This window comes from Eubacterium sp. 1001713B170207_170306_E7 (assembly GCF_015547515.1).
Lineage (GTDB): Bacteria > Bacillota > Clostridia > Eubacteriales > Eubacteriaceae > Eubacterium.
The window spans coordinates 167399-181333 of sequence record NZ_JADMVE010000006.1 but is presented as its reverse complement, the minus strand read 5'-3'; the positions used below and the strand labels follow the sequence as shown (position 1 = coordinate 181333).

The 13935-nt window shown below is 46.9% G+C and carries 14 protein-coding genes; all 14 read right to left on the bottom strand.

The genetic code is table 11. The features are described 5' to 3' along the window. Positions 1-20 precede the first annotated feature (20 nt). Positions 21-392 (bottom strand): hypothetical protein, encoded by a 372-nt coding sequence (locus I2B62_RS15455; protein WP_195269964.1) that lies wholly within the window; start codon positions 390-392, stop codon positions 21-23. Beyond that, the gene (locus tag I2B62_RS15450; protein ID WP_195269963.1) at positions 393-755 is read right to left on the bottom strand and encodes a hypothetical protein; all 363 of its coding nucleotides are present in this window, start codon (positions 753-755) and stop codon (positions 393-395) included. A gap of 8 nt (positions 756-763) precedes the next feature. Then, positions 764-2047, bottom strand: coding sequence for a hypothetical protein (locus tag I2B62_RS15445; RefSeq protein WP_195269962.1), 1284 nt, complete (start codon positions 2045-2047; stop codon positions 764-766). A gap of 43 nt (positions 2048-2090) precedes the next feature. Further along, entirely contained in the window at positions 2091-3128 is a 1038-nt protein-coding gene (locus I2B62_RS15440) for a hypothetical protein (protein ID WP_195269961.1), read from the bottom strand. 135 nt (positions 3129-3263) lie between these two features. Next, on the bottom strand, positions 3264-4574 hold the full coding sequence (locus I2B62_RS15435; protein ID WP_195269960.1) for a pyocin knob domain-containing protein: 1311 nt from the start codon (positions 4572-4574) through the stop codon (positions 3264-3266). 101 nt (positions 4575-4675) lie between these two features. Next, positions 4676-5728 (bottom strand): hypothetical protein, encoded by a 1053-nt coding sequence (locus I2B62_RS15430; RefSeq protein ID WP_195269959.1) that lies wholly within the window; start codon positions 5726-5728, stop codon positions 4676-4678. Between the two features lie 13 nt (positions 5729-5741). Beyond that, positions 5742-8966: a phage tail spike protein gene (locus I2B62_RS15425; protein ID WP_195269958.1), complete on the bottom strand. Its 3225-nt coding sequence runs from the start codon at positions 8964-8966 to the stop codon at positions 5742-5744. Positions 8967-8986: 20 nt separating this feature from the next. After that, the gene (locus I2B62_RS15420) at positions 8987-9385 is read right to left on the bottom strand and encodes a hypothetical protein (protein ID WP_195269957.1); all 399 of its coding nucleotides are present in this window, start codon (positions 9383-9385) and stop codon (positions 8987-8989) included. After that, on the bottom strand, positions 9366-9632 hold the full coding sequence (locus tag I2B62_RS15415) for a hypothetical protein (protein ID WP_195269956.1): 267 nt from the start codon (positions 9630-9632) through the stop codon (positions 9366-9368). The genes I2B62_RS15420 and I2B62_RS15415 overlap by 20 nt, the downstream gene beginning before the upstream one ends. 11 nt (positions 9633-9643) lie before the next feature. Continuing rightward, on the bottom strand, positions 9644-10345 hold the full coding sequence (locus I2B62_RS15410; RefSeq protein WP_195269955.1) for a hypothetical protein: 702 nt from the start codon (positions 10343-10345) through the stop codon (positions 9644-9646). Then, positions 10342-12426, bottom strand: coding sequence for a phage tail tape measure protein (locus I2B62_RS15405; RefSeq protein WP_195269954.1), 2085 nt, complete (start codon positions 12424-12426; stop codon positions 10342-10344). Before I2B62_RS15405 ends, I2B62_RS15410 begins: the two co-directional genes overlap by 4 nt. Next, complete coding sequence (locus tag I2B62_RS15400; RefSeq protein ID WP_195269953.1) at positions 12416-12673, bottom strand: hypothetical protein; 258 nt, start codon at positions 12671-12673, stop codon at positions 12416-12418. The genes I2B62_RS15405 and I2B62_RS15400 overlap by 11 nt, the downstream gene beginning before the upstream one ends. Positions 12674-12678: 5 nt before the next feature. Beyond that, complete coding sequence (locus I2B62_RS15395; RefSeq protein WP_195269952.1) at positions 12679-13068, bottom strand: hypothetical protein; 390 nt, start codon at positions 13066-13068, stop codon at positions 12679-12681. 11 nt (positions 13069-13079) lie between these two features. Then, a complete protein-coding gene (locus tag I2B62_RS15390) occupies positions 13080-13934 on the bottom strand; it encodes a chitobiase/beta-hexosaminidase C-terminal domain-containing protein (RefSeq protein ID WP_195269951.1) in 855 nt (284 codons plus the stop codon). Position 13935: the final 1 nt, after the last annotated feature.

Sequence of the window (13935 nt, the reverse complement as noted above, 5' to 3'; positions counted from 1 at the left end):
CTCGCACTAAAAAAACAGCCTTACAGCTGTTCTGTGAACTCTGTTTCCTTTTCGGAAGGTTTTGGTGGCTCTGGATCGTTTTGGCTTTCCTGCGACTGATCCGGCACGTTTTCCTCGGTTCCAGTATTCTCCGGCGTTTCCGGTTGTTTGCCTGCCGCCTGTTCGGTTTTCTGCCGTTGTGCTTCAATCTCGGCGGCCAGACGGGCGTTTTCTTCCTCCATCTTCTGAAGCGCGGCTTGTTTTTCGATGTTCCGGCGCTCCACTTCCAGGGCCACCTCTGCGCAATACCGACTATCCACCAGCTTAATGCCGTCTGCGTTCTCCTCTAATGCCCGCATCCCCTTTTCTACAAGGTCAGCGTACATCTTTACCATTGGGCTTAACTTTGCCATTTAAAGGCCTCCTTCCATCATTTCTGCAACTAACAGCTGCATGTCGGTTTTATCCTGCTCCTGCTGCTCGTACAGTTCGACCGCGGCCAATGTTTTCTCATCATCGGCCGTTATGGTCGGTTCTGCCGTTGCCTGGGTAAAGATTTCCAAGTAGTCGAACAGGCCGCCGTTTTCCGGCAGCGGGTTTTTAAGCCGCATTCGGCCGTTTGCGTTGTCTAAAAAGAACTGCCAATCTTCCTGTGTAATGGGCCGATCCGTGTCTCGTATATCCTCTGGCTTATAAATATCGGTGGATATAAAGCCAAAATCCTGCAAATTGTCGGGGTAGTTTTCCCCGATTCTCAGGTATCTTTTTATTTCCATAGTATCTCCTAAAATGTAATGCACATCCAACTTACTCCTGGGCAGTTTGAATGCAGTATAAAACTGTTTTTATTGCTGGATGTTGCGTAAGAATAAGCGTAGTATCCTGTTGTTTCTCCGCTAACCTCTGGTGTAACAATCGGGCTCATCGGAACGCGTGTGATGGCTACGGGCCAGGTTACCTGCAATCCTTCCGGTGTCGCATTCGTCACATATCCATATTGCAGAATATGTCCGGTTGGTAATTTAATATAACCGCTATAGTTATTCATCGCAGACGGCATATCGGTCATTTCAAGAATTTTTGTCCAGGGACTCCAAACACCGATCCATCTATACCTTCTTAAAAGTAAATGGTCACCATGAGAAAAATATATCTGTGATTGATAAGCCTTAGATGGCTCGGACTGACCAATAATAGTTCCTTGATATTGCGGCAAACTCAAGCCACTTTCACTGGGATATACGAAAGCGACATAGAGCGTATCCGTAATATTATCAATCGCTCCATCCAAATCACCCTGGGTGGAAGGCCTTCCTAAATTTTTGTAGACAAATTCACCGGCATTGCCGAGGGTATACTCTGGTTTTACATAAACACTGTTTTTTAAATTACCGATCAGTAGTGGGTACTCCTGATACATGGACAAAGCTGCCTGATCGGCATTAAGACCTTCAAATTCTACACTTAAGTTAACATTGTCTTGATATTTTGTTCGTTTTGCAACGGTAAAATATAGGATTTCTCCACTTCTGACAAAATCACCAATAGAATAATAGTTACCGATCGGGTATCCAATATTCGTGTATCTTGAACTTTGATCGATGATTGTATCTTTAATATACAGAATTGAGATTTCTTTACTTAAACAACCGGATGTATCTTCTGTCTGATAACCAGATGTCAAATTGATTTTAACTTTTCCTGTAAAGACTGTTTTTGAATTGACGTGTGCTTGGATAATGATCGAATTTTCTTGTGTCCTAAATCTAATCTGAAAATTGATAACGGCATGGTTTTTTGTTATTTGCCTGATTTTTTTACTGATGGTATTTCCGTCTTGAACGACCTCACTGTCAAAAGTGCTATCCCTTTTTTTGAGGTACTCTTCATCTGGAAAATAATCCAGCTCGAACTTTAATTCGTTCCAGTGCTTAATACCGTCCCCGGCTTTCATGCGTCCGGTTTCTTTCACCACGCCGATCAGGCCTTCGGCCAGTACCGGGTTTTCGGTTTCCCATTGTGCGGCGGTATTGGTGACCTGCTGCATTCTTCTTTGTAGATTGTCCATGTGTTCCTCCGTATTTTTTATACGTCGAAACCTCAAATTGATTTTAATACCCTAGTATAGCAAGATTGACTCGGCCTACACTGGATATGATCTGTACGCTGCTTTCTGATTCATTGGCAGCGGACACCTGACCTGGTGTGCCTGCGTTCCCCGTTGCGAGGATCGCGGTCTGTGCCCTTGGAAAGGTAATCGGATAATTCAATGTGGTCAGTACATTCGGTGTCACTTCCTTCCAGACCAGCCACTGTAGGATCAAGCCATTCGGTAGCCTCGCATAGCCATCTGATGTAAAGAATTGTGTGTAATCTGCCATCTTTGCGAAATCGTCGTCGGATAAACACCAGTCTGTCGCAACTAGGCCTTTCTCCATTTTCAGATCCCATAGGTTTAAAACCACCTGCCCGCTTACACCCGCCCAAATAATAAACAGATAACACTCGTGTAATATTTCATTCTCATTTCCGTTTTTGTTGATCCGGATGGTCTGCTTAAAGGTCCTTGTCCCGCCGCTGTTGTCTATTCTTTCATACGCGCCAGTATTATGCGCGGTCGCACCTGAATAGTCTGCGACGCTTGTCATAAGTATATGGGCTATGGCGGCTGAATACTTAAAGGATATGGTATAATCCCTGCCATACTCAATGTCGGACAATTTTATTTTAACTCCTGGTGTGGAGGTTGCCTGCTCTGACTGGGCTGTCAGAAAAGAGAAACCGTCTGGGTGCTCATTGATACTAAGGGTCACGTTTTGGTTTGGTTCAATGCCGTACAGTCCCCGGCTGAAATCAGAATTGATGATGTGATTTTTCTTGGCAACGGCCTCCAGATTTTGTTTTAATATTTTTCCCTGGGCGGCAGACAGCGGATCGCTCGCGCTGTCATTTTCCAGGCTGTTTATACAGATTACTTTTCCATAGGGCAGGCGGCTCCATTCGGTTACGCCGTCTCCGGCCTTTTGCTTGTTGGTGTCGGCTTCGATCACGACTTGTCCATTTTTTAAAATCGGGTTGAGGTTCGACAATTCTGCTGCTGTCATTCGTGGCAGGAGGATGCGCCGTTCAAGTGTATTTGCATCTGGCATTTAGTTCACCTCCTGCTTGGGAATATTATACTTTAAGTTATAATACCCCCCCCCGTTTGCTTTTTGCGCAACTTTATTAAGTCTCAACATATTGTTAACTCCTTTAAAATTTTCTTGTCAAACCTCAACCTTTTTTTAATTACCGATCGCAAAAACCCACATGGTGCTGCCAGCCTGTCCTTTTAGAGTGCAGTTTGTTCTGTTTGCACTCGTCAAACTGACGCCACTTTTAGAAGAGTCCACCACGATGCCGTTGATATAACGCGGATAATGTGGAAAGGCTATCGGAAAGGCACCGCTATAGATTTCGGTAGTCGATGAAAGGATAAACCACTGGAGCAATACCCCACTTGGCAGTTTTAAATAACCGACGCCGTTTTCTGCGTTAATGGACTGCGTGAAATCTTCCAGCGTGATCACTTTTGTCCACGGATACCAATCACCACCGTTTTTATGGCGGTAAAACATCCCAGCGTTATACGAGATCGCAAACTGTGCTTGATAGCTGCTGTCAATCGACAATCCAAATACCTGTTTAATGCCACCATTTAAGCTTAATCCGGTAACATTCACACTTAGCATTTTGATGTAAGATTCGATACCAGACGCTACGGCGATGTTATCCAAAGCATTGTTCAACTCTTCCTGGCTACGTATCGCGCTGATGCCTTTATAGCTTAATTCCTGCACGTTTCCTAATGTGTACTCTGGCTTTTTATAGGTATTCGTGACCTCCAACCAATTACCCCCATAAATGTAAAAAGAATTTTCAGTTAAATTAGTACGCCCGAAAACTTCTATTTTAATGGTAATTCGATTATTGATACTTGTATCTTTTCTGGATAGAATAATTGCAAACATGTTTGCATTTACCCCTATTTTGTCCCATAAAGAATAATACTCTGCGACTTTTTCCCCAATAAAAGTATACCTTGATACATTTTCAAAAGTGTTTCCGGATTCGTTGGCAAAAGAATACTCTTTACACAGGGTTCCACTGGCGTTTTGGTAAGAATAAGTTGTTAATAGCGTTACAACGATTCTCCCATATATATTTTCTGATGCAGGCCAGGCAAAATAGAGTTGGTTCCCCATCGAATTCTGCTCAGAAACCTCTAAACTAAAATACTTTACACAGTAGTTTCCTTCCCGATAAAAAGCGTTTGTATCCGCATTGATCCGATCCCGTTTTTTCTGCTCCAGGGCTTTCCCCTGGGCGGCAGACAGCGGGTCTATTGTACTGTCACTGTCCAGTCCATTCACGCAGCTTACTTTTCCATAGGGCAGGCTGTTCCACGGGCTCACACCATCGCCTGTTTTATGCTTGTTGGTGTCGGCTTCGATCACGGTTTGACCGTTTAATAAAATTGGGTTGAGGTTTGACAGTTCTGAGGCTGTCTTTCGTGGCAGGAGGATACGCCGTTCTAAGGTGTTTGAATCCGGCATTTAGTTCACCTCCCGCCAGGAGATATTATTATTTAGGAATAATACCCCCCCCCCGTTTGCTTTTCGTGCAACTTTCTTAAATCTCAACATATTGTGTCCTCCTATAATACGCCTTGTATGGTATAGACGGTGTCTTTTTTGACATAGTCTGTAAGGCTGTTTTCGATCTGTGTCGCGGAAGCTGCTGCCGCTGTTGCCGACGCGGCAGCACCTTGTTCGCTATTTTCAGCAGCGGCAGCGGCTTTTTCGGCGGCGCTGGCTTTTTCGGCCGCTTCGCTTTTGGATATCGCTGCTGCGCTCGCAGCGGCATCAGCGTCGGTTTTATCTTGTTGCGTTTGCTCGGCGGCTTCCGCGGCGCTCTGTTCACTGCCGTCTGCTTGAACGCGTGACTGCTCAGCGGCTGCGGCCTCTTGTGCTGCGGCTTCCTTTGCTGCGGCGGCATCACTGGCCGCCTTTTCGGCAGCGGCCCGATCCTGCCCGGTTTTCGTTGCGTCGGCAGCGGTTTTCTTTTCGCTTTCTGCGGCGGCTGCTTTGGAAGCGGCGGCGGCAATGGCCGATTGGTTAGCTGCCTGTTTGGCGGCGGCGGCATCCACGGCAGCCTGATCCGCGGCGGCACGATCCATGGCTGCTTTGGCTGCGTCACTGGCGGCACTCTTTGCACTGGCCGCAGCAGCGGCCCCAGCCCCGGCGGCGGCACTTGCACTTTCGGCTGCTTCCTCTGCTTTGGCTTCGGCTTTTTTTCGTTCTTCCTCAACCAGTCTTAAAAAACGGGCGAAGGGGTTTTCTTCGTCCCCGTCCGGCGTGACGTTCATTCCAGACAAACCGCTCGGATGAACGGTTAACTCATAGACGGAGCTGGTGGCGGTTTTTCCATCGGTTCCGGTCCCCACAAATGAAATGAACACTTTAAAATCCTGTCCAAATTCTTCTCCCTTAAAGGGCGCAGACGGCAGGTTTCGCACTTCGCCGCTCACGATGTTTTCAACCATTCCCAGCGTTTCGTCCTCTTCCCGGTAAAACAGGCCGTTGACGGTCAGGCCCTGCCAGTTTTCCGGAAGTTCCAGTTTAAATTCGATAAATTTTGTAAAATCGGCAACGACTTTACTGTTATCCACGCGAATGGTGTTCTGCTCGGTTATTCTAAATTCAAGCAAATTTTTTCCTCCTTTACGCAGCGTTTTGATTTTCCAATGCCTGTAGGCGTGCTCTCAGCTGGGCATTTTCCTGTTCTAACTGCTCAATCCTGAGCTTGTGATTTTCGGTGATCGTATAGATTTCTTTGGTTGCCTGCCAGTTGATGGCTGACATGGTATAGGTATCCACGGCATCCTGTTCGATAGAAATAACCTGTTCTGGGGTTTCACGTTCAACGACAAAACCATAATGCCTTGGCGCGGCCGCTCCGTAGAACTCTCGCTCGCTGTTCAGATTATATCCGTATATTTTTGCATTTTTAATAACGTTTCTGACATCCAGGTCAATTTCCCGGATATTGCTTTTTATTCTCTCGGTGGAAGCGTTGTTAAAATTATAGGCCGTGGTGGATGTCGCGCGCACGACAAGGCCCATACCTGTACTGGTATTTGATCCTGCGCCAATCACGACCGCACCGCCATTATCGGTTGCACCCCATATCCCTAAACCGTCATAGCTTGCACCTTGCCAGTTGTACAGTTTTCCTGCCAGCCTGGAGCCAGACGCGGCCATAAGGCTGTAAAAATAGATGGAGTTGCCCTGGAAGTCAATGGCCTTTTTCTTTTCACTTCCATAATAGCCGTATGTAGTCATGGTCCCGCCATCCAGATAGGCATTTACAGCGGTCATATTATTGGCGGTCATGTTGTCGGCAATCATGTTCAGAGTTTTCAGATTTCCGCTGGTGTCCGCGTATAAAACATTGGTCCCCTGATTGTTCTGGATTTTAATCCCGCCGTTTTTAAAGGTGCCGCCAGAACCGTCCAGCGTGAACTTGGTGGTACTGACCGGACTTCCTGCGTTGATCCCATTGCTCACGGCAAGTGTGATGGCTTTGTCGGTGAGCTTGAGTTCTGCGCTTGAAATACGTTCTGCCAGTCCTTCCTGCTCGGTTTTGGTCGCATAGTTTTTTGAAGCGGACAGGGTAATTTCATCGGCCTTCTGATTAATGGCAGTCTGTGTTGTACTGGCTGACCAATAAAAGCTTAACACCTGCTCCATGTTGGATTCTGACACATAGGTCTGGCTCACCGTTGATAAAATGCTGTTGCCCTTCTGGATAATGGCGCTGTTCATCTGCTCGGTGGTGGAGTAATTGTTCAGACTGCTTTTTGTCGCGTAGGTCTGGCTCACGGTTGTCGAAATTTCGTTTTTTGCCTGGGTGATGGCGCTGGTCATGGCGCTGGTGGTGGCGTAGTCCCCGAAGCGGCTCTCATGATCGGTGACCGTGATCTGAAGGCCGTCCAGCGTGATTTTAAAGCTGGTGAACGCGTCTTTCAGCTTGGTGGTGGTACCGTCGCTGTTCACGATCACGGAATCGGAGATCAGGCCGTCGATCTTGCCCTGCTGGATGCCGATACTGGTTTCCAGGCTCTCGGTGATGCCGTCCAGGTTGTCGGTGGTGGTTTTGAGCTGTCCCAGAAATACGTCCAGGGTCTGCCCGGTTGGATCGTATGCGATCAGGCTGCTTTTGATGGTTTCGGTGTTGCCGTTGATCTCGGTGACCAGGCTGGGAATATTGATCTTATTCCCGCCAATATTGGCGTTGTCTGCGATCATAATATCCACGATCAGCCCGTCGGGTACGGCTCCGGTATGGATGCCGTCCTGGTCCAGGATCGCGCCCTTTGTCGGGTCCTCGCCGATTAGGATAAAGTTAAAATGGCCGTAGGCATCCCGCCCGATCTGCATCCTGACCTTGCTGTTTTCGTCTTTAAACTGCATGGTCGGCCCCTGGATCACCAGCGCGCCATCCTCGGACATAATCTTTTGCTTTTCGGTGTAGATGGTTCCGGCCACCAGATCGTTGACGGCAATTTTGCTGGCGATCTGTGTTTTGACAAACAGGGTGTCGGCGGTCACTTTATCGGAGGTGAGGATCAGGGACAGGATGTTATCACTGGTCAGGTTTCCGTTGACCAGGGTCTCGATGTCAGCCACCTTGATCTCGGCATTTTCGATCCGGGCGTTGGTAACGTCCAGTTCGGTGATTTTGGCATATCCAGCTAAAAGCTCGGATACATAGGCTTTCTTGGCGTAAAGCTCGGTGATCTCGGCAGTGGTTGCTTCCAGATGGCCGATCCGCGCGGTTACGGCGGTCAGGTCCTGGACGATGAGCTGGCCAAAACTACTGGACTCGATCACACCGTCCAGGGCGGACGCGGCAATCAGGTCATTGGTTGATGTGATGTTATTCACCGTGGTGTTGACGCTGCTCTGCTCCTGCTGGACGGTGTCAAAACTCGCGGCCCGGTTGGCAATCTCACAGGTGTTTTTCCATGGGGTGTCCGGATACCGGACCAGCTTCACGATCCGCTGTTCCTCATGGGTCAGGGTGGCTTTGTCGATCAAAGTAATTGTGTCACCGATGCCATAGCTCAGTATCGTATAGGTTTCAGGCTTCATGGCGGCCAGGTCCCGGACTTCGGTGGTATAGGCCACGGCCGGGGCGGCCAGCTCGGCCAGCTTGTCCTCGGCATCCTCTTTCAGGTTCTGGGCCACGGTGTACCGCTCATCTTTCCAGTACAGGGTCTTAACTTTGGTGCTGTAGCCGTGGTTTTCCAGGTAGTCCCGGCCATCGTTGATGTCTGCAATGGTCAGGCCTTCCTTGCCCTCGGGACGGATGCGGGTATAAAAGTCATAGCTGTCGCTCTGGACGGCCAGCTTTTTGAGGTTCAGGCCGTCTTTAAAATACACGCCCTTGTCCTCGCCGCGCTGCTCGTACAGGTGGCAGACTTTTTCTCTGGCCTCCAGGCGGGTTTCGTAGCGGTAGGTTTTCAGGGCCTGCTGCAAGACTTCCCAGCTGCTCCCGGTCATGCGGATGGTCCGTTTCTTTTTTAAATCGCCGTGGGGCTGGACGGTCCATCCGGTTCCGGCAAAGGCCAGGTTCAGGCAGGCCTGGGCGGTCTGCTCCACGGATTCAAAGGCTTTCCACTCTTTTCCCTCTAAGTCCTCGGTGTTCAGGGTGGCCTCCACGGGCATCCAGTTGGTGTCGGACTGTGGGGAGAGCAGCTTAATCACGTACTCGTTATCCTTGGTTCTTAAATAATCTTCGTTGTGTACCTCCGTATCCCGCGGCACTAAAAAAGAGAGCCGCTCATCCCCGTCGGAAAGCGTGCTCTCGAGCTTGATTTCCTTTGCGTGTCTCAGGTACCCGGTGGGTTCTCTGGTGTTTTTATCAAAGAGCTGTATCAGCATGTTTCAGCTCCTTTCTGCCCTTATTCGCTGTCGTCGATCATAAAATCTAAAAGGATCAGGTCGTTGGCAGTGGCTTCTTTTTCTTTGGATATTTTGACCATCGGGACGGTCTGGATCTCCACTTCGGTTTCAGCGTCCAGAATTTCCTGGACTTGCTTAAAATAATCTTTTAGGCTTTTCCCTTCCCTGGGAACGGGTTCGCCGCTCTCTGTCAGGACGATTCTTCCGCTTTCTTCGGTTTCCAGGTACTCGGCCTCCAGTTTTTTCCGCTCCTCAAGGACATCGTCATTTAGTTTCCCGATCTCGCGGAAATTCCTTGTAATGGCCACGTTGATCACCGGGGAAAATTTCTTTTTCGATACCTTCATCATGGCGATTACATGGGTGTTGATCTCGGCGTTACACATTTTCTGCTTCATGGGTCTTTCTCCTTTCCGCGATCAGGTTGTCCTGGAACGCGTAGGCTTCATCTTCAAAATCAGATTCGTCTTTACGGATTTCGGCGCGGTTGGCCTTGTACAGGTCCTGGTCCAATACGGTACTGTGCGAAAAGCGCAGCGTCTCAGGGTTCTGGGTATCCACCACGGCCTGGAAGCTTTTGACCAGCTTCCCGTCAATGGTGCTTTTGTTGGTAAGTTTAAACTCGGTAATGGTTTTATCTAACATGGGGTTCTCCTTTATAAATATCTTGGGTTGTATTCAATGTGAATTTTTAAGCCGTTATGGCTACAGCCAAAGGACTGCATACCAGGCAGCAGCCTTGGAAACTCCCACAAATCCACATCTTTAAATTTATTCTGCCCGGCCTCGGTAACGGTCCCGGCTTCCCCGTCCAGGATCACGGCCTGGTCCTTTTTCAGGTTCCGGATCGTGATCGGATCATCGGAAAAGCCCGTCAATGTTGCGGACTGGATGCTGAGTGTCGGCGTGATGCTCACAACGGCGCTGCTGGGGATGTTTCCTTTTATCTTCCACTCAGCGGTTAAGGCCTGGTTAAAATCCATTTTTTTCCGGGTGCCGCAGGCATAGCCGATGAAAGTATAGGTTACAATAGAAGCAACACCAGACTTGACTTCATTTTTACTATCAACTTTTGTTAAAATAACTGAGTAAAGAAAATTTTGATAGTCTATTTTGATTACTCGCGGTTCCAAAAGCAAGGCTGTACAGTCCGAAATATTTTTTTCTATTTCTTCTGAACGCTTCGCTTGGAAAAGCAATTCGATTTTTAATGTTTTAATACCTATCTCTGAACGAAAAAATACAGGACTTATACTTCCATTGATTTTTTCGGATTCATTAATAATTTCCGAGGGCTGTATAGAGCAGCTCTTTTGCCTAGCTCCATATCTTGATATATTTATATTATCAATTTTCATTTTTTAACCCTCCTACTACTCATACCTAAAAAGGCTGAAGCCTCATCAGTGATAACGCCTACTGCGTCAGCACCAATAATAGGCTGTTTACCAAATTCAGGAAAATACTGAACAAGCAATTCATAAATAGCCTGTAAAATTACTAAAATTTTAGTATTATTATCATTAACAGCTTCACGTATATACGCTTGCAATGTACTAATTGGCGATATTGCTTCTGGTCCTGCTTCACCGCCAATCATGGCATTAGGGCCGTTAAACCCGAAAACTGTAGGATCATTTAATACAGCCCCTTTTGCATACCATTCAATTCCAAAGTGGGGCGCTCGTGGTGGGTTCAAGGAAAACGACCCAGAGATATTAACATGAGGCAGCTTTATTCTGGGAAAAGGTAATTCTCCACTAAACACGCCTTTGATGGTATTAAATACACCAACCACACGGTCATGCAAATTTTGAATCGTGCCAACGACACTATCACGGAGAGAATTGAAACCGCCCACAAAAGCATTATAAATACCGCCTACAATAGACGTTCCAACGGACAACATTGTGTTGAACAGTCCAGTAATTACGCCCACGACGTTTTGAACCATATTTTGAGCAAATTGCCAGGCCGAAGCCCAGTCACCGTTTAAAAGCGCAAATACAAAGCCCACCATATTTCCAATAAATGAAGCGATGTTTCCAATCACTTCCAGGAAAGGCGCGGCCGCTGTAATTACAGCCGTAAAAGCGTCAATGAAAGATGTCATAAACCAGCTAATCATTGGGACGATATTATTTCCGATAAAGTCCCCAATCTGTTGTAATATCGGACCGATAATAGCAAAGAAATTCTGAAAAGCAAGTATCCCTGGTGCCAGAGCCTCTTGTATTCTTGCCATTGCATCTTGTAGCTTGAGCTGTATTGTCTCAATCAGAGTGCCTACTGCATTTCTGAAAGCTTCTGACTGCTGCCAGGCACCTACTAAAATAGCAATAACCCCCGCAATGGCCGCTACAACTAGTGCGACGGGACCAAGCAATGTTCCCAATGCTGAGCCTAAGCCTACTGTTGATTCTGCGGTCATTCCAGCAGCCGCCGTTGTCGCTCCAAGGGCACTGTTAAATATCCCTCCCGTTGCAAACAAACCCGCGATGCTTGATACTGCATTTGCCATGCTCCCCAAAATTAAGAGCAGCGGCCCAATAGCCGCCACAACTCCTGCAATGGTAACAATAAATTTTTTCTGTCCTTCATCCATTGCTGATAGCTTCTGCACCCATTCGTTCAATTTCTGAATAATGGGTGTAATCATGGGCAGCAGCACTTGTCCGATGCTTGCGCCAAGCTCCTTCAGTCCTTCTGTAAAAATACGCATCTGGTTTGCCGTCTGGTCATTTGTTCGGGCAAAATCGCCTTGCGCATTACTCGTGACACTCATGACGTAGGCATATCTTAGCTGTACCTGTTCTGCCTGGGACATCTGACTATAGGTTTTTCCAAGCCCCTGGGATAAGGCAAAAGCGTCAAGGTTTGTCTGCGTCATGACAATACCAAACTGTTTAAGAGATTCTGTTTCACCTGTCCAGATAGAATTGAGTGCTGTTTGGGCTACATCCAAGCTGACATTGTGGAACGAAGCCATATCCGCTGCCAAACCAGCGACAGATGTGGACATACTTACCGCTTCGTCTGAGCTCAGCCCCATTGACAAGGACATATCCCCAAATGTCGAAACCATACCATACGCGGTTTCTTTAGCCATCCCAAACTGCTTAATTGAGTTTTTAGCCCAATCCTCAATTTTTCCACTGTTGCCCTTAAACACCTGCTCCATCTTTGAGAAAGATTCATTATAATCAGATGCAAGTTTAAAAGCAGCAGTGCCCGCACCGACAATTGGCGTTGTGAGCCCTAAAGTAAGCTTTTTCCCTGCATTGGTCACTGCTTGACCAAAAGCTCCGGCCTTGTCAGCAACGGTCTTAAAATTTTTGCCTAACCGTTCTGCATTGGTACCAGCCTGGTCCATTTCATTTTTCGCCTGGCTGGTATCCACGAAAATAGAACCGAACAGTTTAAAAATTTCAAACGCCAAGTGGATCACCACCCTTCACCGTCAGATTTATTATGGCTTCTACGCTTTCAAGAATCTGCTCTTTAGACTGTGGTTTATTTATTTGTGCACTTGGTTTTGCCATTAACTGCTTTTTGTAATCCTCAAAGGATATAAACGTTTCTTTGTCCATATATGGAAACTGAGCAATATATAAATCCCATAATCGCTGTTCATTTTCCTTTTCAAAGGCTTTTCGGATAAAAGAAATGCCTTCGGAAAACTCCAAGGGCATTACATAGCTGAGATTATATTTTCGGGCAAGCAGCTCTCCGACTTCGATGGTGTCGAAGGAACTGCCTTCTTGAAAAAAGCTTTCCACTCATCGACACTTGCAACCTCGAACAGTTTTTCTGCGAGCTCTGTTAATTCCATATTTGGCACATCGCTTTTTGAGCAATCCAGCGGACCGGAAAGCAGATCGTATAAATCTTCCTCACAGCCATCTTTGGAAAAGATTTCCAAAAAAATAAAGGCATAATGAATGCCCAGTTCCGTCTGTGCCATTTCGCCGTCGCTGCTGATTTCCTTGAATGCCGCCAGCATATCTGCCTTTGCACCTGTCTTTTTTACCAAGCGGCTGAACTTGAATACATCTTTTAAATTTAACTTTCTTACTGCCATATTTTTTCTCCTTATGATCCAGATTTAATAATATAGGTTTCTGTGAGCGTTGGGCTGTCAGCCTTACCCGATTTAAAGGCTTTTGCCTTTAAAATTGTGTTTTTTGAAATTGAAATGGCTGTGGTGTACTCATCACTGCTGCCATCCGGTTCAAAACCATTGGTTGTATACCGGATGGTTGCGCCGGAATCTGCACAGCTCAGCGTTACGCTTTTTCCAGCGGTATAAGTGCCTCCCTTAACCGATGCAACGGGCTTTTCGACATTATCGCCTTTCGGGTAATAAATAATATAGGGTGGTGAATCAATGTTTCCGCTGCCATCATCCTCATAATGTCCATAAAAGGTAGCTGCGATAACGCCTTCTTTTTTGTCCTCTGTTTTAATATCCAGGCCATCAGTGCTCAAGGCATTTAGCGTCTGGATAATAACAGGCCGTTCAGAACCCGAAATAGTCCCAATATAGGTGATGTTATCAATATAATCTTCATCTTCAATATTGTTTTTACCCTTTATAATGTGGTATGTTCCATTCGTATCACTATCAATGGTAGCTGCGCCTAAAGCCATCGTAATAATATCTGGGGTCGTTTCAACAAAATTTGCCATCTGGGAAACCTCCCAGCTGTCAATTACCTCTGCCCCTTTTGCCCGGCCCGGCAGCCCATCAATTTCAATTTGACGCACTTCCGCGACAGCTTTAAATTCATTACCTCCCTGGGTGGCCCCGATCAGCTTGCCTGATGCCCTTGCCGATTCGTAGGTATCAACACCCACTTCAAAATTTTTAAAAATTGCACCTGCGTTCAAATGCAGGTGGTCTTTTGTCTTTGGATTGTAACCTGTGGTTACTTTTCCTCTGCTCATT

Excerpts from the sequence above, each read along its gene's own strand:
- I2B62_RS15445 (WP_195269962.1), bottom strand. The coding sequence starts at position 2,047 with ATGGACAATCTACAAAGAAGAATGCAGCAGGTCACCAATACCGCCGCA.
- I2B62_RS15425 (WP_195269958.1), bottom strand. The coding sequence starts at position 8,966 with ATGCTGATACAGCTCTTTGATAAAAACACCAGAGAACCCACCGGGTAC.
- I2B62_RS15455 (WP_195269964.1), bottom strand. The coding sequence starts at position 392 with ATGGCAAAGTTAAGCCCAATGGTAAAGATGTACGCTGACCTTGTAGAA.
- I2B62_RS15395 (WP_195269952.1), bottom strand. The coding sequence starts at position 13,068 with ATGGCAGTAAGAAAGTTAAATTTAAAAGATGTATTCAAGTTCAGCCGC.
- I2B62_RS15435 (WP_195269960.1), bottom strand. The coding sequence starts at position 4,574 with ATGCCGGATTCAAACACCTTAGAACGGCGTATCCTCCTGCCACGAAAG.
- I2B62_RS15390 (WP_195269951.1), bottom strand. The coding sequence starts at position 13,934 with ATGAGCAGAGGAAAAGTAACCACAGGTTACAATCCAAAGACAAAAGAC.
- I2B62_RS15440 (WP_195269961.1), bottom strand. The coding sequence starts at position 3,128 with ATGCCAGATGCAAATACACTTGAACGGCGCATCCTCCTGCCACGAATG.
- I2B62_RS15415 (WP_195269956.1), bottom strand. The coding sequence starts at position 9,632 with ATGTTAGATAAAACCATTACCGAGTTTAAACTTACCAACAAAAGCACC.
- I2B62_RS15450 (WP_195269963.1), bottom strand. The coding sequence starts at position 755 with ATGGAAATAAAAAGATACCTGAGAATCGGGGAAAACTACCCCGACAAT.
- I2B62_RS15420 (WP_195269957.1), bottom strand. The coding sequence starts at position 9,385 with ATGAAGCAGAAAATGTGTAACGCCGAGATCAACACCCATGTAATCGCC.
- I2B62_RS15410 (WP_195269955.1), bottom strand. The coding sequence starts at position 10,345 with ATGAAAATTGATAATATAAATATATCAAGATATGGAGCTAGGCAAAAG.